The 16,849-nt window shown below is 71.6% G+C and carries 17 protein-coding genes; 9 read left to right on the forward strand and 8 right to left on the reverse strand.

Annotated features, from left to right (window positions below; all coding sequences use genetic code 11):
- Nucleotides 1–100: 100 nt before the first annotated feature.
- Nucleotides 101–1,084: a TetR family transcriptional regulator gene (locus ACFWYW_RS15120; RefSeq protein WP_379613039.1), complete on the forward strand. Its 984-nt coding sequence runs from the start codon at nucleotides 101–103 to the stop codon at nucleotides 1,082–1,084.
- Here the strand turns inward: ACFWYW_RS15120 and ACFWYW_RS15125 are convergent, their stop codons facing one another.
- Genes ACFWYW_RS15125 through ACFWYW_RS15135 form a run of 3 tightly spaced genes read right to left on the reverse strand, consistent with a single transcriptional unit; the run spans nucleotide 1,085 to nucleotide 3,151 of the window.
- Nucleotides 1,085–2,356: a cytochrome P450 gene (locus tag ACFWYW_RS15125; RefSeq protein ID WP_379613038.1), complete on the reverse strand. Its 1,272-nt coding sequence runs from the start codon at nucleotides 2,354–2,356 to the stop codon at nucleotides 1,085–1,087.
- 1 nt (nucleotide 2,357) lies between these two features.
- Nucleotides 2,358–2,555, reverse strand: coding sequence for a ferredoxin (locus tag ACFWYW_RS15130; RefSeq protein WP_379613037.1), 198 nt, complete (start codon nucleotides 2,553–2,555; stop codon nucleotides 2,358–2,360).
- Complete coding sequence (locus ACFWYW_RS15135) at nucleotides 2,552–3,151, reverse strand: TetR family transcriptional regulator (RefSeq protein ID WP_379613036.1); 600 nt, start codon at nucleotides 3,149–3,151, stop codon at nucleotides 2,552–2,554. The genes ACFWYW_RS15130 and ACFWYW_RS15135 overlap by 4 nt, the downstream gene beginning before the upstream one ends.
- Nucleotides 3,152–3,287: 136 nt before the next feature.
- Between ACFWYW_RS15135 and ACFWYW_RS15140 the strand changes: the two genes are divergently transcribed.
- The 3 genes from ACFWYW_RS15140 to ACFWYW_RS15150 are packed head-to-tail and all read left to right on the forward strand — an operon-like array spanning nucleotide 3,288 to nucleotide 6,161.
- Nucleotides 3,288–4,232, forward strand: a complete 945-nt coding sequence (locus tag ACFWYW_RS15140; protein WP_379613035.1) for a hypothetical protein — start codon at nucleotides 3,288–3,290, stop codon at nucleotides 4,230–4,232.
- Between the two features lie 34 nt (nucleotides 4,233–4,266).
- The gene (locus tag ACFWYW_RS15145; RefSeq protein WP_379613034.1) at nucleotides 4,267–5,736 is read left to right on the forward strand and encodes an MFS transporter; all 1,470 of its coding nucleotides are present in this window, start codon (nucleotides 4,267–4,269) and stop codon (nucleotides 5,734–5,736) included.
- Nucleotides 5,733–6,161: a MarR family winged helix-turn-helix transcriptional regulator gene (locus ACFWYW_RS15150; RefSeq protein ID WP_379613033.1), complete on the forward strand. Its 429-nt coding sequence runs from the start codon at nucleotides 5,733–5,735 to the stop codon at nucleotides 6,159–6,161. The genes ACFWYW_RS15145 and ACFWYW_RS15150 overlap by 4 nt, the downstream gene beginning before the upstream one ends.
- Here ACFWYW_RS15150 and ACFWYW_RS15155 read toward each other — a convergent pair.
- From ACFWYW_RS15155 to ACFWYW_RS15165, 3 genes are all read right to left on the reverse strand, one after another.
- Nucleotides 6,156–6,281 (reverse strand): hypothetical protein, encoded by a 126-nt coding sequence (locus ACFWYW_RS15155; protein WP_379613032.1) that lies wholly within the window; start codon nucleotides 6,279–6,281, stop codon nucleotides 6,156–6,158. The genes ACFWYW_RS15150 and ACFWYW_RS15155 overlap by 6 nt on opposite strands.
- 383 nt (nucleotides 6,282–6,664) lie before the next feature.
- Nucleotides 6,665–7,447 carry a class II aldolase/adducin family protein gene (locus ACFWYW_RS15160; protein WP_379613031.1) on the reverse strand — a complete coding sequence of 261 codons (783 nt, stop codon included), beginning with the start codon at nucleotides 7,445–7,447 and terminating at the stop codon, nucleotides 6,665–6,667.
- Entirely contained in the window at nucleotides 7,444–8,595 is a 1,152-nt protein-coding gene (locus ACFWYW_RS15165) for a lactate 2-monooxygenase (protein ID WP_379613030.1), read from the reverse strand. Before ACFWYW_RS15165 ends, ACFWYW_RS15160 begins: the two co-directional genes overlap by 4 nt.
- Before the next feature lie 89 nt (nucleotides 8,596–8,684).
- Between ACFWYW_RS15165 and ACFWYW_RS15170 the strand changes: the two genes are divergently transcribed.
- Nucleotides 8,685–9,758, forward strand: a complete 1,074-nt coding sequence (locus ACFWYW_RS15170; RefSeq protein ID WP_379613029.1) for a PucR family transcriptional regulator — start codon at nucleotides 8,685–8,687, stop codon at nucleotides 9,756–9,758.
- Nucleotides 9,759–9,809: 51 nt separating this feature from the next.
- Here ACFWYW_RS15170 and ACFWYW_RS15175 read toward each other — a convergent pair whose 3' ends face one another.
- Nucleotides 9,810–10,556, reverse strand: a complete 747-nt coding sequence (locus ACFWYW_RS15175; RefSeq protein ID WP_379613028.1) for a peptidylprolyl isomerase — start codon at nucleotides 10,554–10,556, stop codon at nucleotides 9,810–9,812.
- Between the two features lie 140 nt (nucleotides 10,557–10,696).
- Here ACFWYW_RS15175 and alaS point away from each other — a divergent pair, with 140 nt between their 5' ends.
- From alaS to ACFWYW_RS15195, 4 genes are all read left to right on the forward strand, one after another.
- A complete protein-coding gene (alaS, locus tag ACFWYW_RS15180) occupies nucleotides 10,697–13,252 on the forward strand; it encodes an alanine--tRNA ligase (protein WP_379613027.1) in 2,556 nt (851 codons plus the stop codon).
- Nucleotides 13,253–13,315: 63 nt separating this feature from the next.
- Nucleotides 13,316–13,711 carry a DUF1801 domain-containing protein gene (locus ACFWYW_RS15185; protein WP_379613026.1) on the forward strand — a complete coding sequence of 132 codons (396 nt, stop codon included), beginning with the start codon at nucleotides 13,316–13,318 and terminating at the stop codon, nucleotides 13,709–13,711.
- Between the two features lie 80 nt (nucleotides 13,712–13,791).
- The gene (locus tag ACFWYW_RS15190) at nucleotides 13,792–15,279 is read left to right on the forward strand and encodes an MFS transporter (protein ID WP_379613025.1); all 1,488 of its coding nucleotides are present in this window, start codon (nucleotides 13,792–13,794) and stop codon (nucleotides 15,277–15,279) included.
- 92 nt (nucleotides 15,280–15,371) lie between these two features.
- A complete protein-coding gene (locus ACFWYW_RS15195) occupies nucleotides 15,372–16,010 on the forward strand; it encodes a YoaK family protein (RefSeq protein ID WP_379613024.1) in 639 nt (212 codons plus the stop codon).
- Here ACFWYW_RS15195 and ACFWYW_RS15200 read toward each other — a convergent pair.
- Nucleotides 15,999–16,814 carry an SAM-dependent methyltransferase gene (locus ACFWYW_RS15200; protein WP_379613023.1) on the reverse strand — a complete coding sequence of 272 codons (816 nt, stop codon included), beginning with the start codon at nucleotides 16,812–16,814 and terminating at the stop codon, nucleotides 15,999–16,001. The genes ACFWYW_RS15195 and ACFWYW_RS15200 overlap by 12 nt on opposite strands.
- Nucleotides 16,815–16,849: the final 35 nt, after the last annotated feature.

Consider the following 16,849-nt stretch of genomic DNA (forward strand, 5'->3'; position numbering starts at 1 on the left):
CTTGACTACGTGTCCAGGAATGTAAATACGCCCGCCGTGCTTGTCAAGGAATATCTTGGACAAGTAGTCAGCGCGGATTCATACCTTCAGGGAGTGACGGATGTCCGAGGACGAGATCCTCGACCGGCTCTGGCGGGCCCGCTTCAGCCCGGACGGCAAGCACGCCGAGTGCCCGGTCTGCGGTGAACCACGGGGATTCCACCGGCTCCACGGGCGCCGGACCTACAGCTGCGCCACCTGCGGGCACCAGATCAGCCCGACCGCGGGCACGGTCTTTCACGGCTCGTCCACACCCCTCGCCACCTGGTTCGCGGTCATCAGGCGCGAACGGGCCGGGCGGGGTGCCGGGGCCGCCGAGCTGGCCCGCGAGCTCGGCCTGCCGTACGCCACGGCCTGGAGGTTGTTGAAGAAGGTGCGGCAGGAGCGCGCGGGGCTGGACGCGCTCGGCGAGGTCTGGAACACCGGCGAGGAGCCGCCCGAGCCCAGGGCGGAGACGGCCGCGCCGTCGCGGGAGCAGCAGCTGCTGGCGGCGGCGCGCGACGTGGTGGTGGAGGAAGGGCTTGAGGCCACGACCGTGCGGGCCGTGGCGGCGCGGGCGGGCGTCTCCACCGGCGTCGTCCACTACTACTTCGAGAACAAGGACCAGATCCTGCTGAAGGCGTTGCGGCAGGCCCACGAGAAGGCGTCGGGACGGCGCGACGCGATCATGGCGGAGCCGGCGAGCTGCGCCGAGAAGCTCGCCGGCCTGATCGCCCTGGCCATCCCCACCCACGGGGCCGAACGGGACGAGTTCATCCTGTGGCTGGAGTACTTCCACGTGGCCATGCGCGGCCGGCTGCCCGGCGCTGACCTGCCGATGGCCACCCGGTTCCGGCAGTACTTCTTCGACGTGATCGAGGAGGGCGTCCGGTCAGGCGAGTTCAGGCCCGCCCGCGACGTGAACGCCATCGCCGAGCAGCTGATCGGGCTGCTCGACGGGCTCGGGCAGGCCGCCGTCCTGGACCGGCAGTGGATGTCCTACGAGCGCATGGCGCACCTGGTCCACGACTTCGTCGAGAGCACGCTCCGGCCGCGGCGACCGTGATCAGAGGCGCCGGATCGGGAGGGTTCTGGGGCCGCGGACCTGGCCAGTGGCCCAGGTGACCGCGTCCGGGTCGGACAGCGTGAAGGACGGGACGCGTTCCAGCCACACCTCCAGCGCGACCCGCAGCTCCATGCGGGCCAGGTGCGAGCCGACGCAACGGTGGATGCCGAGACCGAACGCGACGTGCCGGTTGACCTCGCGGTCGATCACGACCTCGTCGGCGCGCTCGAAGTAGGCGGGGTCACGGTTGGCGGCGGGGAACGACAGCAGGATCCAGTCCTCCGCCTTCATCTCCACGCCGTTCCAGCTCAGGTCCTCCTTCACCAGCCGCGCCATGGTCACCGGCGCGTACGCGCGCAGGAACTCCTCCATGGCGGTCGGCAGCAGCTCCGGCTCGGCGACCAGGCGTTCGCGGTCGGCGGGGGTCTTGGCCAGGTGCCACAGGGAGGCGCCGATCGCGCTCCACGTGGTGTCGATGCCGGCGATGAGCAGCAGGGCCATCGTGCCGGCGACGTGGTCGGGGGAGAGCTTCTGGCCGTACAGCTCGGCGTCGATGAGGAACGTGGTCAGGTCCTCGCGCGGGCGGTCGAGGTGGTCGCGGATCTGGACCAGCAGATAGTCGAAGAGCCGGCCCATGTTGGCGATGCGCTGGTCCGGCGGCAGGTTGACGCCTTCCAGCGCGCTTTCGATGAACTCGCGGAACCTGGGCCCGTCCTCCTGCGGGAAACCGAGCATGTCGGCGATGACGCGTACCGGGATGTGCTGGGCGTAGTCGCGGGCTGCGTCCACGACCTCCCTGCCCTCCATGGCGTCGATCAGCGAATGACAGAACGCCCTGGTCGCCGCCTCCCTCTTGCCCACCTCGGTCTTGGTGAAGGCGGGCAGCAGCAGCTTGCGCGCGTCGTGGTGGAAGGGCGGGTCGGAGGAGATCGGCGGCACGCCGCCCACGGGCGCGATCTCCTTGGGCGGGCGGAAGTTGCTCATGATGATCGAGCGCGAGGAGAAGCTCTCGGTGTCGTAGGCGATCGCGGCGACGTCCTCGTAGCGGGTGGGCAGCCATCCGCCGCCGAACCGCTCGGTGTGCGCGATGGGACACCGCTGCCGCAGATCATCCTGGATGGGGTACGGATCAGCCGCCCATTCCCCCTCGGTGTGGGAGAAATCGGTCGCCCAGTCGGCGACGGGGCCGGTGATGATCTCGTTGCGGGTGCCTTCGAGCGGGGCGTCCTGCCGGTCGTCCGCGGCTGGGGTGAAGCGGTCGTCGACGGTCATCTCACGCCTCCTGTACGGCTATCGCGCGTTCCGGGCAGTTGGCCGCGGCCAGCCGGGCGGCGGGCACGGCGGCGTCCCGCACGAGGCCGTCGCCGGCGACCTGCCCATAACCCTCGTCGTCCTCGGTGAACAGCTCGGGCGACAGGTCGTAGCAGCGCCCGTGACCCTGACATCGTTCGGCGTTGATGTGGACTTTCACTGCTTGTGCTCCTGTGCTCCTAGCGCGGTCACGACACGGGAGAGCAGCTTGGCCCACTCCCTGGCGTCGACGGCGTGCAGGTCGGGGGTGATCAGGGCGCTGCCCATCGCGAGCAGGAGGCAGAAGTGGGCGAGGGCGTCCGGCGACAGGTCGGACTCGATCTCCCCGGCGTGCTGGGCGGCCTCCACCAGCCCGGCCAGCCAGTCGGCGCGCTCGCCGACGTACCCGCGCATGGGCCTGGCCAGTTCCTCGTCCCGGCGGGCGGCCACCAGGGCCTCGACGATCAGGTAGCCCGCGGCCTCGCGCCGCTCGGGCAGGCGGTCGCCGACGATGAGGAGCAGATCGGTGATCGACCGGTCGGGCTCGGCGGTGAGCAGTTCGGCCAGCAGCCGCGGGCCGTGCGCGCGCAGGGCGGCCACGAGCAGGTCGGCCTTGGAACCGAAGTGCGCGTAGAGCGCCCCGTTGCTGACCCCGGCGGCGGCGGCGATGTCGGCCACCCGGGTCCCGTCGTACCCGCGCTCGGCGAACGCCTCGGCGGCGGCGTGCAGCAGCCGTTGACGTGTCTCGGCGGCGGTGACGCCGGCGATGCGGCCCATGTCCGAATTAAAAGACCGTTCATTTGATACGTCAAGACTTTTCGGCCCCGGACAGCGCCTGTGAGACGTCGGACACGCTGGGCGATCGCTCGTACACTTTCTGTGGTGGCTGGCGGTCGGGAGAGGGTCGGGAACGATGAGCGGGCCGGAGTCGGTGACCTGTCACGAGGACCTGGTGAAGCTGCTGGCCGAGCAGTTCGCGCGGGCCGACGTGTCCCTTCGGGAGCTTCAGACGCGGGCGGAAAGGGCGGGCGGTGCGCGGCTGCCGCGCACCACCTGCGCCGACATGCTGGCCGGCCGGCGGTTCCCCAAGAAGGCGGTGATGCTGGCGTTCCTGCGGGGGTGCCGGGTTCCCGACGCTCAGCTCCCCGCGTGGGAGCGGGCGTGGGACCGGGTGCGGGTCGGTCGGTTGCCGCCGGGGACTTCCGGCGAGCCGCCGGTCTTGCCCGGACGCGTATGGACGGTCCGGCGGTGGCGGCGCGCCGGTCTGCTGGCCGCGATGGCCGTGGCGACGGTGGCGATCAGCCTCGGCGTCACGGCTCAGCGGGTGACTCCGCAACGCGGCCCGTCCGCAGGGGTGCCCGGCAGCTTCGTGGGGGCCTCCCACATCGTCAGTGACGACGGACGCTCGTTCCCTCGCGGCGGGTCGAGCCGGTTCACCGTGCGTGTCGATCCGGCCAGCACGCGGGTACGGCTGGTCCGCCGGCTGGACGTGGGCGTCGGCCTGCAACATGCCACGATCTCCGTCAACGGCGTCCCTGCCGCGGAGTGGCGGCCGCTGCTCGAAGACGCCGTCTACAAGTGGCGCGACCAGGTCGTCACCCTCCCGCCGCATCTGACCGCGGGGCGGGACTCGCTCACCATCGTCAACACGTCCGTGTCCGCCTCGGGCTTCAACGAGTTCTTCTACACCGTGGAGAACGAGGTCGACGGGGGCTGGACGGTCGCCGACAGGCTCGACGTCGGCCGCGGCCACGTCGCCGGCGAGGCCGCCCACGGCTACCGTGTCGCCGGGGAGGACTGGGCCGACGTCCAGACCTTCGCCTATCCGCCGCGGAGGGCGGACTGGCGGGTCCGCTGAGCCGGATATTTAGTTATGCGAATATAATCGTTGTATGCCTATAACCAATAGGACGCCCGTCGCCCTCGCGCTGAGCCCCCGTCAGCGGATGCTCGTCCTGGCGATCTGCTGTATGAGCCTGTTCATCGTCGGCCTGGACAACACGATCGTGAACGTCGCGCTGCCCGCCATCCGCCGCGACCTGAACGCCTCCGTCTCCGGCCTGCAGTGGATCATCGATGCCTACACGGTGGTGCTGGCGAGCCTGCTCATGCTGGCCGGCTCGACCGGTGACCGGGTCGGCCGGCGCCGTACGTTCCAGATGGGGCTGGCGCTGTTCACGCTCGGCTCGCTCATGTGCTCGCTCGCGCCGGGCCTCGGCTGGCTGATCGCCGCGCGGGCGCTGCAGGCCGTCGGTGGGTCCATGCTCAACCCGGTGGCCATGTCGATCATCACGAACACCTTCACCGAGCCGCGCGAGCGGGCGCGGGCCATCGGCGTGTGGGGCGGTGTGGTCGGGATCAGCATGGCGCTGGGGCCGCTGGTCGGCGGTGTTCTGGTGGACTCGGCCGGGTGGCGGGCGATCTTCTGGATCAACATCCCGGTGGGGCTGGCCGCGTACTTCCTGTGCGCGCGGTTCGTGCCGGAGTCGCGGGCGCCGCGCCCGCGCCGGGTGGACCCGGTCGGGCAGGTGCTGGTCATCGTGTTGCTGGCCGTGCTGACGTACACCCTCATCGAGGCGCCGGCGGCCGGGTGGGGGTCGCCGCGGACGCTCGCCGGGTTCGCGGTCGCGGCGCTGGCGCTGGCCTGTCTGGTGCCGTACGAGCTGCGCCGTACCGAACCCCTGATCGACCTGCGCTTCTTCCGGAGTGCGCCGTTCACGGGGGCCACGGTGATCGCGGTGTGCGGGTTCGCCGCCTTCGCCGGATTCCTGTTCGTCAACACGCTCTACCTCCAGGACGTGCTGGGCCTGTCCGCGCTGCACGCCGGGCTCTACACGCTGCCCATGGCCGGGCTGACCCTGGTCTGCTCGCCGCTGTCCGGCCGGATCGTCGGCAATGCCGGGACCCGCATCCCGCTGCTGGTGGCGGGGGCCACCATGGGGGCCAGCGGGCTGATCATGACGGGGCTGACGGCGGACACGCCCACCTGGCGGCTCATGGCCGCGTACGTGCTGTTCGGGGTGGGTTTCGGCATGCTCAACGCGCCGATCACGAACACCGCCGTGGCCGGCATGCCACGGACCCAGGCCGGTGTGGCCGCGGCCGTGGCCTCCACGAGCCGCCAGATCGGGCAGTCGCTCGGTGTCGCCGTCATCGGCTCGCTGGTCACCTCGGCGGTGGCCGGACCGTTCGCGACCGGGTTCCCCGCGGCCAGCCGTATCGGCTGGTGGATCGTCTTCGGCTGCGGGGTGGCCATCGTGCTGCTCGGTATCCTGACCACGACCGGCTGGGCCCGCCGCAGCGCCGCCCGTACCGCCGAAAGGCTCGCCCAAGCTCCCGACAGAACGGCGGACGCCCCATGAGCGACACCCCCGACCAGGAGGCGGTGGCCCGTGTCTGGGCCGCCATGTACGACCTCGTCCTGCGGCAGGAGGACCGTCGCAAGGAGGTGGCCGAGACGCTCGGCGTGAGCTTCTTCCGGGTCAAGGCGCTGCGCCGGCTGCTGGCCGGGCCCAAGACCATGCGGGAGCTGACCGCCGACCTGTCGACGGACAAGCCGTACACGACGCTGATGGTGGACGACCTGGAGCAGCGCGGCTACGTGACCCGCAGCGTCTCCCCCGACGACCGGCGCAGCAAGATCGTCACCCTCACGCCGGCGGGGACGGCCGCCGCCGAGGCGGCCGAGCGCATCCTGGCCCGCCCGCCGCGCTCCATGCTCGCCCTGGACCCCGGCGACCTGGCCGCCCTCGACCGCATCATGACCAGCCTGCGTACCGCGTCATGACCAGGGGACGTGGGCGATCTTCTTGGTGGAGCGGCCCGGGTAGACGACGATGAGGTGTTCCTCGCCGGGCGCGTCGGGGTCCTTCTCGTCCCATTCGAAGTCGCGGGCGTACACGCGCATCCGCCACGATGTCCGACAGCTCTTCGACGAGCTCCCAGAGGCCCAGGTTGCCGACGATGCCCGCATAGATCAGGCGCCGCGGCCAGACCACGCTCGGCGGGAGGTTCCCCGCGCGGGGCAGCGCAGGACCGCGTAGCACCTGCCACAGCGCCCAGGCGTTGAGTCCGCAGATCCCGGCGAGCACGAGCCCCAGCCAGTCCGCCACCGCGAAGGGGCTGACCCAGAACGTGGCCATCGACAGCACTCGAAGGTCGCCGGACACGGCGGCGTGCGCCGCGGCGGTCAGGTAGAGCGTGATGATGACGGCCGCCGCCCGGCCGAAGCGGTATCGGCGGACGGCGGCCCGGAGGCGCGTGACGATGTGGTGATCTTAAGGCGAAAAATCAGTCGAAAAGGTCGGGCTCGGTGCGGATGATCTGCTCGTAAAGCGGCTGGAAGTTGAGCCAGCCGACGAAGTCGTTGCCGATCTGGCCGTGGGTGAGCTTGGCCTGGTCGTGGTCGATCTGCACCGTTGGGCCCGCCGCCTTCGCCAGCAGCTGCGCCTGACACGAGCGCTCCATCGTGATGAACCACCAGGCGGCGGCGTCCACCGAGTCGCCCACGGTCAGCAGGCCGTGGTTGCGCAGGATGACGGCCTTGTGGGAGCCGAGCGCGGTCGCGATCCTGCGGCCTTCCTCGGTCTCCACGACGACGCCCGTGTAGTCGTCGAACAGGCCGTGGTCCTCGTAGAAGGCGCAGGCGTCCTGGGTGAGCGGTTCCAGCATGGCGCCGAGTGAGGACAGGGCCTTGCCGTACACGGAGTGGGAGTGCGCGGCGGCCACGGCGTCGGGGCGGGCCTGGTGGACCATCGCGTGGATGGCGAACGCGGCCTGGTTGACGTGGTGGCGGCCGTGCACGACCTGGCCCTCGTGGTTGACCAGGATGAGGTCGCTGACCTTGATGTGCTTGAAGCTCATGGCGAACGGGTTGACCCAGAAATGGTCGGTGTGCTCGGGGTCGCGGGCGGTGATGTGCCCGGCGACGCCCTCCTCGAAGCCGAAACGGCCGAACAGCCGCAGCGCGGCGACCAGGCGCTCCTGGCGGTGGCGCCGCTCGTCGGCCACGTCGTCGAACTTCGCCGGCATGGGGAAGGACAACTGGTCGGTGGGGATGGGCTCCAGGTTCATCGTTCCTCCAGGATCGACGGGTCGAGTTCGGCCGGTGTGCGGAAGCCCGCCAGGCCGAGGGTGAGGTCGAGGTCGGCGAGCAGGGCGCGCACGACGTGCCGCACGCCGTCCTCGCCGCCGCACGCCAGCCCCCAGATGTAAGGGCGCCCGAGGAGTACGGCCCGCGCCCCGAGAGCGAGCGCCTTGACCACGTCCGCCCCGGACCGGATGCCGGAGTCGAACAACACGGTCAGCCGGTCGCCGGCCGCCGCGACGACCGCGGGCAGCGCGTCGAGCGAGCCGAGCGCGCCGTCCACCTGGCGTCCGCCGTGGTTGGAGACGACGACGCCGTCCATGCCCGCGTCGGCGGCGCGCCGGGCGTCGTCCGGATGCTGGATGCTCTTGAGAACGATCGGCCCGTCCCAGTTGTCGCGCAGCAGCGGGAGCTGGTCCCAGGTGTGGGCGCGGCCGTTGAACATGGGCGCCCACGTCATGATCGCGGCGTTGAGGTCCTCCTCGACCGGCCGCTCCAGCCGGGAGCGGAAGACCGGGTCGGACAGCGGGATCGCGAGCCCGGTCCCGCGCAGGAACGGCAGGTAGGCGCGGTCGAGGTCGTTGGGCCGCCAGGCCAGCGTGAAGGTGTCGAGGGTGACCACGAGCGTGTCGTAGCCGTTCTTGCGGGCCCGTTCCAGCAGGCTGAGCGTGACCTCGTCGTCGTGCGGCCAGTACAGCTGGTACCAGCGCGGCCCGCCCGCCTCGGCCACCTCCTCCAGCGTGTGCGAGGAGGCCGTGCTCAGGATGGCCGGCAGCCCCAGCGAGGCGGCGGCATGAGCGGTCGCCAGCTCACCGTGCGGGTGCACAATCGACTGCACACCGATCGGCGCCAGCGCGAGCGGCGCGGGATAGGTACGCCCGAACAGCTCGGTGCTCAGGTCCCGCTCGGTGGTCTCGCGCAGCATCCTGGGCACGATCGCGCGCCGCAGGAACGCCGCCCGGTTGGCCGCGTCGGTCTCGCCGCTGCCGGCCGAGCCGGCCACGTACCAGTAGGGGCCCTCCTCCAGCAGGCTGCGGGCGGCCTCCTGGAGCTTGGCCGGGTCCACCGAGTACGGCGGGAGCGCGCCGGTCAGGCCGTTGAGGTAGATCTCGAGCTGGAAGTCGGAGTAGGCCACCCGACCAGCCTGTCTCGCGGATCACCGGCGGGCAACGTTCACCGGTCGCGAATCCGGTTCGGCAGATTGTGTCGTGGCACAATGAGCGGGTGGATCCCAGGTTCGCGGCGCTGAGCGCGCGGTTGCTGGAGCGGGTGGAGGACCTGGGCGGCGAGCTGGCCAGGCGGGTGCACGCCGCGGAGGCCGAGCTGGCCGTGGTGCCGCCGGACGACCTGGCCGCGGTCTGCGCCGAGCAACTGCGGCTCTCGCTCACGCACCTGTCGGGTGGCGCGGTGATCTCGACCGCCTCCACCGAGGCCAACGCCCGCCGCCGCGCCGAGCGGGGCGTGCCGCTGGCCGCGCTGCTGCACAGCTACCGGGTGGGCACCCAGTTCCTGTGGGAGAGCTTCGTCGCCGAGGCGGGCGACGACGAGCACGCCATCCTCATCGCCAGCGCGAGCGAGATGTGGCTCGGGCTCGACCTCATGTCGGAGGCCATCAGGACCGCCTACCGCGAGGTGGAGGCCGAGCGCGACCAGCGGGCCAGGCGGGATCGGGACGTGCTCTTCGACGCCCTGCTGGGCACCGACCCGGTGCGGATCCGGCAGAGCGCCGACGCGCTCGGGCTGCCGCACCGGGGGCGCTTCCACGTGATCGCCGCCGAGGTCACCGCGGGGATGCCGGTCGCCGCGGTGTGGCGGCACCTGCCGACGGAGCGGCTGGCCGTACTGTCGCTGCCGGAGAACGCGGCGTTTCCCGCGCTGACGGGAGGACGCTACGGGGTGAGCCCCGCCTACGAGCAGATCTCGCAGACCGCGGCGGCGCTGCGGCTGGCCAGGCTGGCGCTGGCGGCGGGCGCGGAAGGCGTCTCCCACTACGGCGACCGCCCTGTGGCCACGCTGGTGGCCAGCAGTCTGGAGACAGCCGACGACCTGGCCCACAGGGTGCTCGGCAGGCTGCTCGACCTGCCCGCCGACGACCGGGACGCCCTGCTGGCCACCGCCTACACGTGGTTCGCCGAGGGCGGCTCGACGGCGCGTACCGCGCAGGCGCTCTTCTGCCACCGCAACACCGTCCGCTACCGGCTGGGCCGGGTGAAGGAGCTCACCGGCCGCTCGGTCGACCATCCGCGGCAGGCGGCCGAGCTCTTCCTGGCCCTGGAGACCGTCTACGTCCGCAGGTAGAGCTTGGCGTTGGGGCTGTACCCGTGCAGCCCCAACGCTGCGGGACCGGCGTCAGCGGCGGCTGATTCTCGCGTCCCTGATGTCGGCGGGGAGGACCGGCTTGCCGTCCACGGGCGGTGTCGGGCCGCCCGGGGTGGGCTGGATGCCGCCGGCCGCGATCCGGTCGAGGGCGGCCAGGCCGGGGCCGTCGACGGTCCCGAAGACCGTGTAGTTGGGCGCCAGCCCGGAGTCGCCGATGACGAGGAAGAACTGGCTGCCGTTGGTGCTGGGCCCGGCGTTGGCCATGGCCAGCAGGCCGCGCGCGTACGTCTTGCGCACCCCCGTCGGGTCGCCCGGCCACGGCGGCAGGTCGGTCGGCAGCTCGTCCTTGTACTTGTAGCCGGGCCCGCCCTCGCCGGTGAAGCTCGGGTCGCCGCACTGCAGCACCTTCAGCCGGTCGTAGGCGGTCAGGCGGTGGCAGGAGGTGCGGTCGTAGAAGCGGTGCCTGACCAGGTGCACGAAACTCTGCACGGTGCACGGCGCCTTGACCGGGTCGAGCGTGAGGCGGATGTCGCCGTGGTTGGTCTCCAGGACGGCGGAGACCGGCCGGGTGGGGGTGCGGCGCGGGTCCGGCGGCAGGTGCACCCGGCGGGCCGGCGGCTCGTCGGGCGTCTGGGTGTAGGCGCACGGGCCCTTGGTCGTCTTCGGCGGCCGGTCGGCCGAGGCCGCCGAGGCGGGGGTGGCCGAGGCGGGGGTGGCTACGAGCGCGACCAGCGAGCCCGTCGCCGCTGCGGTTAAGGCGAGTCGTGCCAGCGACATCTGTCCTCCACAGGGGTTGTCAACGGATCAACCCTAGGGCGTCAAGGCAAGGGCGTCGACAGGCGGAAAACCAGAGGAGTTCCCGGGCTTCGCCTTGCTACCTTCGGCGGAAATCAGCGAGCGAAAAAGGGAGAACGGAAATGCCGATGACCGCCGACCGGCTCAGGTCAGCGTTCCTGGACTATTTCACCGCGCGCGCCCACGAGCGTCGGTCGTCGGCAGGTCTCATCCCGGCACACGCGGCCGCCCCGCTCTTCGTCAACGCGGGCATGGTGCCCTTCCTGCCGTATTTCCTGGGTGAGGAACGGCCCGGCTTCACCAGGGTGACCACCGCGCAGAAATGCGTGCGCGTCCGCGGCAAGCACGACGACATCGACGTGATCGGCAGCAGCCGGCGCCATCTCACGTTCTTCGAGATGCTCGGCAATTTCAGCTTCGGCGACTATTTCAAGCGCACGGCCATCGAATACGGGTGGGATTTCCTCACCGAGGTGCTCGGCATCGATCCCGACCGGCTGTGGGTGACCGTGCACGAGAGCGACGGCGAGGCGGCCGAGCTGTGGCGGGAGATCGCGGGAGTGCCCTTCGCGCGGATCCAGCGGCTCACCGGCGACAACTTCTGGGAGATGGGGCCCACCGGACCCTGCGGGCCCTCCTCGGAGATCTTCTACGACATGGGCGCCGAGCTCGGACCCGGCGGCGGGCCCGCGCACGGCGGCGAGGACCGGTTCGTGGAGATCTGGAATCTCGTCTTCATGACCTACAACCGGCTCGACGACGGCTCGCTGCGGCCCTTGCCGCAGGTCAACATCGACACCGGCGCGGGTCTCGAGCGCATCCTGCCGATCCTGCAGGGCGCCTCGTCGGTGTTCGAGACCGATGGGCTGCGGCGGTTGATCTCGGTGGCCGAGGAGGTGTGCGGCCGGCCGTACGGGATGGATGAGGGGCGTGACGTGAGCCTGCGCATCCTCGCCGACCACGCGCGGTCGATGACGTTTCTGCTGGCCGACGGCGTCGTCCCGAGCAACGGGGAGCGCGGGTACGTGCTGCGCCGCATCATCAGGCGGGCGGCCCTGCACGCGCGCCGGGCCGGGGCGCGCTCCGGCGTGCTGCCGCGGATGGCCGGAGCGGTCGCGCGGGTCATGGGCCCGGGGTATCCGGAGCTCGCCGGCGCGATCGACCGGGTGCGGGAGACGCTGGAGCGTGAGGAGCACCGCTTCCACGAGACGCTCACCCAGGGGCTCGGACTGCTCGACGGCCTGGCCGGGCGGGAGGGCATCTCGGGCGAGGTCGCCTTCCTGCTGCACGACACCCACGGCTTCCCGATCGAGCTCACCAGGGAGGTCGCGACCGAGCGCGGGCTGGCCCTGGACGAGGACGGCTTCGCCGCGGCCATGGAACGCCAGCGGGCCGGCGCGAAGGTCGTGAAGGCCGCGACCACGAGCGGCACCGGCCGGGAGGTCCTGGACGCGTCCGGCACCACGGACTTCCTGGGCTACGAGGTCACCGAGGCCGACGCCACCCTGCTCCGCGTCACCGCGATCGAACCGGGCCGGGCCGAGCTGTACGCCGACGCCACCCCCTTCTACCCGGAGGGCGGCGGCCAGATCGGCGACACCGGCCAGGTCCACGGACCGACCGGGCGGGGCCGGGTGCTCGGCACCGACGCGCCCGTCCCCGGCGTCATCCGCCACCTGGTCGAGGTCGCGGAGGGTACGTTCGAGCCGGGCCAGCGCGTACGCCTGGAGGTCGACCGGGACCGGCGCGCGGCGCTGCGGCGCAGCCACACGGGTACCCATCTGCTGCACTGGGCGCTCAACAAGGTCGTCGGCGGCCACGTGCGGCAGCAGGGCTCGCTGGTCGCCCCCGACTACCTGCGCTTCGACTTCAACCATCACGCGCCGCTCACCGACGACCAGATCCACGAGGTCGAGGCGCTGGTCGCGGCCGAGGTCCTCGGCAACCAGCCGGTCGAGGTCATCCTGACCGGCTACGACGAGGCCAGGCGGGCGGGCGCGATCTCCTTCTTCGGCGAGAAGTACGGCGACGTGGTGCGCGTGGTCAGGGCCGGCGAGCACTCCTTGGAGCTGTGCGGCGGCACCCACGTCTCCCGGCTGGGCGACATCGGCCAGGTGCTCATCACCGCCGAGTCGTCCATCGGCGCCAACCTGCGGCGGGTGGAGGCGCGGGTGGGCCTTGCGGCGTTCGAGGAGGTCCGCGGGCAGCGCGCGCTGCTGCGTACGGCCGCGCGGCTGCTCAAGAGCGAGCCGGGCGAGGTGCCGGACGGCATCGAGCGGCTGCGGGAGTCCGTGCGCGGCGCCGAGCGCGAGCGCCGCAGGCTGGCGGCCGAGCTGGACAGGGAGCTGGCGACGGCGATGGCGCGCGGGGCCGAGGGCGGCGTCGTGGTGCGCCGGTGTGACGGGCGCGACCAGGCGGCGCTGCGGCACCTGGCAGGCGAGGTGCTGGCGGCCGGCGTCCGCGCGGTCGGCCTGGTGGGCTCGCCCGACGGCAGGACGGTCGCGCTCTCGGTCGACCTGGCCGAGGGCGGCTCCGGCGCGCCGGAGATCGCCCGGCGGGCGGCCGGGGCGGTGGGCGGCGGCGCGGGCGGCAAGGACCCGCGCCGCGCGGTGGCCGGTGGCCGTGACGTCTCCGGTGTCGAGCGGGCGCTGGCGATCCTGCGCGAAGAGCTTGCCTGAAGCATGTCGAGAACAGGGCGTCGGCTTCTACGTCCCGGGTGAAGACGTACCTGAGGAGGAACGATGTCCTACACCCGTGACCCGCGAGTCGACGCCTACATCGACGCCCTGCCCGAGTGGCAGCAGGCCATCTGCCAGGAGGTGCGCGACCTCGCCCACGCCGCCGACCCCGAGCTGAGCGAGACGGTCAAGCGCACCGTCCTGCCGTACTTCGTGCTGCGGGGCAACGTCTGCGCCCTGCTGGCGGCGAAGAACCACGTCAACGTGTTCCTGTACGACGGCGCGATCGTGCCCGACCCCGAAGGCATCATCACCGCGGGCCACGGCAACAAGACCGCCAGGATGATCTCGATACGGCAGGGCGAGCCGATCAACAGGCCCGCCCTGCTGGCCATGCTCCGGCAGATCATCGCCAACAACCGGGCGGGAGGCTGGCGCCGGATCAAAGCCCAAGGCTGACGCCTGTTGCGCACACCGTTCTCACTGGGTACAGTGTTCGCATACGGGAACGACGTACTTCGCAGCTGGAGGCAACCCCAATGGACGCCCGCAACCCCCGCAGGTGGCTCATCCTCATCGTGTTGTGCCTGAGCACACTCGTGCTGGTCATCGACAACATGGTCCTCACGGTGGCCATCCCGCCGCTGGCCGTCGACCTCGGCGCCACCGCGCAGGACGCCCAGTGGATCCTGGACTCCTACATCCTGGTCTTCGCCGGCCTGCTGCTCACCGCGGGCAGCCTGTCCGACCGGTTCGGCCGCCGCCGGGTGATGATCATCGGACTGGCCCTGTTCGGGTTGTCCTCCCTGGCCGCCACCTTCGCGACCGACCCGGGCACGCTGATCGCCGCCCGCGCCGTCATGGGCATCGGCGGCGCGCTCATCATGCCGAGCACGCTGTCCATCCTGATCGTCGTCTTCGACGAGGAGGAGCGGCGCAAGGCCATGGGCGCCTGGTCGGCCGTGGCCATGCTCGGCCTGGTCGGCGGCCCCGTCCTGGGCGGCGCGCTGATCGCCTGGTTCTGGTGGGGCGCGGTCTTCCTCATCAACGTCCCCATCGCCGCCATCGCCATCGTCGCCGCGCTCGTCCTCATGCCCGAATCCCGCGGCCCGGCCACCAAGGCCGACCCGCTCGGCGCGATCCTGTCGGCCCTCGGCATGGTCACCCTCGTCTGGACCATCATCGACCTCCCGCACGGCCTCAACTGGGTCAGCCTCGTGACCTCCGTCGTCTCGCTCGCCGCCTTCGTGGTGTGGGAGCTGCGCACGCCGTACCCGATGGTCCCGCTCGCGCTCTTCCGCAACCGCACCTTCTCCGGCGCCAGCTTCTCCCTCACCCTCGTCCAGGTCGGCAACGGCGGGCTGCTGCTCGTGCTGACCCAGTTCCTGCAGTACGTGCTCGGCTACACGCCCACCGAGGCCGGCATGGCCTTCATCCCGATGGCCATCGCCTCGCTGGTGTTCAACGGGCTCGGCGCCGGGCTGGGCGCCAAGATCGGCAACCGGCCGCTGATCGCGGGGGGCATGCTGGTCATGGCGGGCGGCTTCGTCCTGCTCGCCTCGCTGGGCTCCGGCTCCGGTTTCGTGCTGACGGCGGTCGCGCTGTTCGTCCTAGGTGCCGGTGGCGGGCTGGCCATGCCGGCCGCGATCGCCGCGCTGATGGGCACCGTCCCGCCGGAGCAGGCCGGCGTCGGCTCCGCGCTCAACGACACCATCCAGCAGGCCGGCGCCGCGCTCGGCATCGCCGTCCTGGGCAGCATCCTCACCTCCGGCTACACCGCCGCGCTGCCCGGCGGCGCCCCCGCCGCGGCCAAGAGCTCCATCGGCGACGCCCTGGCCCTCGGCGACGCCGGTCTGGCCACCGCCGCCCGGGACGCCTTCACCACCGCGATGTCCAGCGCGTTCACGCTGAGCGCGATCGGTGTCGCGGCGGCCGCCCTGCTCGCCGTCCTGGTCATCCGGGACCGCAAGCCCGCCGCCTCCGACGCTCCTCCCGCTCCCGAACGGGAACTGACCGTCACCCACTGAGAACGAACCCCTGACCCCGGCCTCGACCAGGCCGGGGTCAAGCGCGTGTCGGGGCGCGGGCGGGCGGCGGCGCGGGGTTAGCCTGCGGTGCGATGAAGAGTGCCGCCGCCTGGCTGCTCCCCGGCGAGGAGCGCGGAGTCCTGCCCGCCATGCTCGTCGTCCTCACCGTGGTGACGGGGATCGTGGACTCGGTCAGCTTTCTCGGCCTGGGCAACGTGTTCGTGGCCAACATGACGGGCAACGTGGTGTTCGTCGGGTTCGCGCTGGCGGGGGTCGCGGAGCCGAGCCTGTGGGCCTCGCCGCTGGCCATCGCCTCGTTCGCGCTCGGGGCGTGGGCGACGGGGCGGGTGGCGCGCAGGGTGTCTTTCACGGCGTTCACGCTGGTGCATCTCGGACTGCTCGCCGCCGCCGTGCTCGTGCTGGCCGGGCCCGGGGCGGACGCGGTGGTGATCGTACTGCTGGCGCTGGGCATGGGCATCCAGAACGCCTCCGTACGCCACACCGGCATCCCCGACATGACCACCACGGTGCTGACCACCACGCTGACCGGCCTGGTCGCCGACTCCCCCGGAACCGCCAACCGGCGGCGGGCGGTCTCGATCCTGGCCATGTTCACCGGCGCGCTGATCGGCGGATTCCTGCACCTGCGCGTGGGTGACGCCGCCGCGCTCGCGGTCGCCGCCGTCCTGCTCGCCGCCGTGAGCGCGGTGCTGGTGCGGCTATCCGGCTGATGGCAGGCGGGCCACGGCGCCGAGCAGGCCCGGCTTGCCGAAGTCGGGTTTGTGCTCCTCCCACTCCGGACGCCAGGCCTCGACCGGGACCACACCGGGATCCAGCAGATCGAGGCCGTCGAAGTAGGAGCCGAACGTGTCGGCGCCGCGCGGGACCACGGAGCCCGTCGAGGACGCCCGGTAGACGGCCTGCCCGGCGCGGACGGTCTCGGCGGCCAGGTCGCCGGCGTAGCCGTGCGACATGGCGAGATAGCTGCCGGCCGCCATCGACGCGCGCAGGTGGGCGACGATCGAGGCCGCCTCGAGGTCGGAGGGGACGAAGTGCAGGATCGCGAACAGCAGCACCGCGACCGGCCGGTCGAAGTCGAGGTGGGCGCGGATCTCCGGGTGGCCGGTGATCGTCTCGGGCCGCCTGAGGTCGGCGTCGATGACGATGGTCCGCGTGTTGTCGGCCAGCAGGGCGCGCGCGTGGGTGAGGACGATGGGGTCGTTGTCCACGTAGGCGATGCGGCACTCGGGGGCGGCGCCGAGCGCGACCTCGTGCACGTTCTGCTGCGTGGGCAGACCGGCGCCGATGTCGACGAACTGCCGCACCCCCGCCTCGACCAGCACGCGGACCACCCGGATGAGGAAGTCGCGGTTGGCGCGGGCGATCTCGGTGATCTCGGGGACCAGTCGCACGATCTTCTCGGCGGCCTGGCGGTCGGCGGCGAAGTTGTCCTTCCCGCCGAGGAAATAGTCGTACATTCGCGCGACGCTCGGCGTGTGTGGATCGATGCCCGGGACGTGCTCGCCAGCCGACATGGGTAAATCTTAGGTCCAGACGGTCACTATTACCC

The sequence above is a fragment of the Nonomuraea sp. NPDC059023 genome (assembly GCF_042740095.1).
GTDB lineage: Bacteria > Actinomycetota > Actinomycetes > Streptosporangiales > Streptosporangiaceae > Nonomuraea.

Excerpts from the sequence above, each read along its gene's own strand:
- ACFWYW_RS15120 (WP_379613039.1), top strand. The coding sequence starts at position 101 with ATGTCCGAGGACGAGATCCTCGACCGGCTCTGGCGGGCCCGCTTCAGC.
- ACFWYW_RS15185 (WP_379613026.1), top strand. The coding sequence starts at position 13,316 with ATGTCCTACACCCGTGACCCGCGAGTCGACGCCTACATCGACGCCCTG.
- ACFWYW_RS15200 (WP_379613023.1), bottom strand. The coding sequence starts at position 16,814 with ATGTCGGCTGGCGAGCACGTCCCGGGCATCGATCCACACACGCCGAGC.
- ACFWYW_RS15160 (WP_379613031.1), bottom strand. The coding sequence starts at position 7,447 with ATGAACCTGGAGCCCATCCCCACCGACCAGTTGTCCTTCCCCATGCCG.
- ACFWYW_RS15190 (WP_379613025.1), top strand. The coding sequence starts at position 13,792 with ATGGACGCCCGCAACCCCCGCAGGTGGCTCATCCTCATCGTGTTGTGC.
- ACFWYW_RS15155 (WP_379613032.1), bottom strand. The coding sequence starts at position 6,281 with ATGCGCGTGTACGCCCGCGACTTCGAATGGGACGAGAAGGACCCCGAC.
- ACFWYW_RS15125 (WP_379613038.1), bottom strand. The coding sequence starts at position 2,356 with ATGACCGTCGACGACCGCTTCACCCCAGCCGCGGACGACCGGCAGGAC.
- ACFWYW_RS15150 (WP_379613033.1), top strand. The coding sequence starts at position 5,733 with ATGAGCGACACCCCCGACCAGGAGGCGGTGGCCCGTGTCTGGGCCGCC.
- ACFWYW_RS15135 (WP_379613036.1), bottom strand. The coding sequence starts at position 3,151 with ATGGGCCGCATCGCCGGCGTCACCGCCGCCGAGACACGTCAACGGCTG.
- ACFWYW_RS15145 (WP_379613034.1), top strand. The coding sequence starts at position 4,267 with ATGCCTATAACCAATAGGACGCCCGTCGCCCTCGCGCTGAGCCCCCGT.
- ACFWYW_RS15195 (WP_379613024.1), top strand. The coding sequence starts at position 15,372 with ATGAAGAGTGCCGCCGCCTGGCTGCTCCCCGGCGAGGAGCGCGGAGTC.
- ACFWYW_RS15175 (WP_379613028.1), bottom strand. The coding sequence starts at position 10,556 with ATGTCGCTGGCACGACTCGCCTTAACCGCAGCGGCGACGGGCTCGCTG.
- ACFWYW_RS15140 (WP_379613035.1), top strand. The coding sequence starts at position 3,288 with ATGAGCGGGCCGGAGTCGGTGACCTGTCACGAGGACCTGGTGAAGCTG.
- alaS (WP_379613027.1), top strand. The coding sequence starts at position 10,697 with ATGCCGATGACCGCCGACCGGCTCAGGTCAGCGTTCCTGGACTATTTC.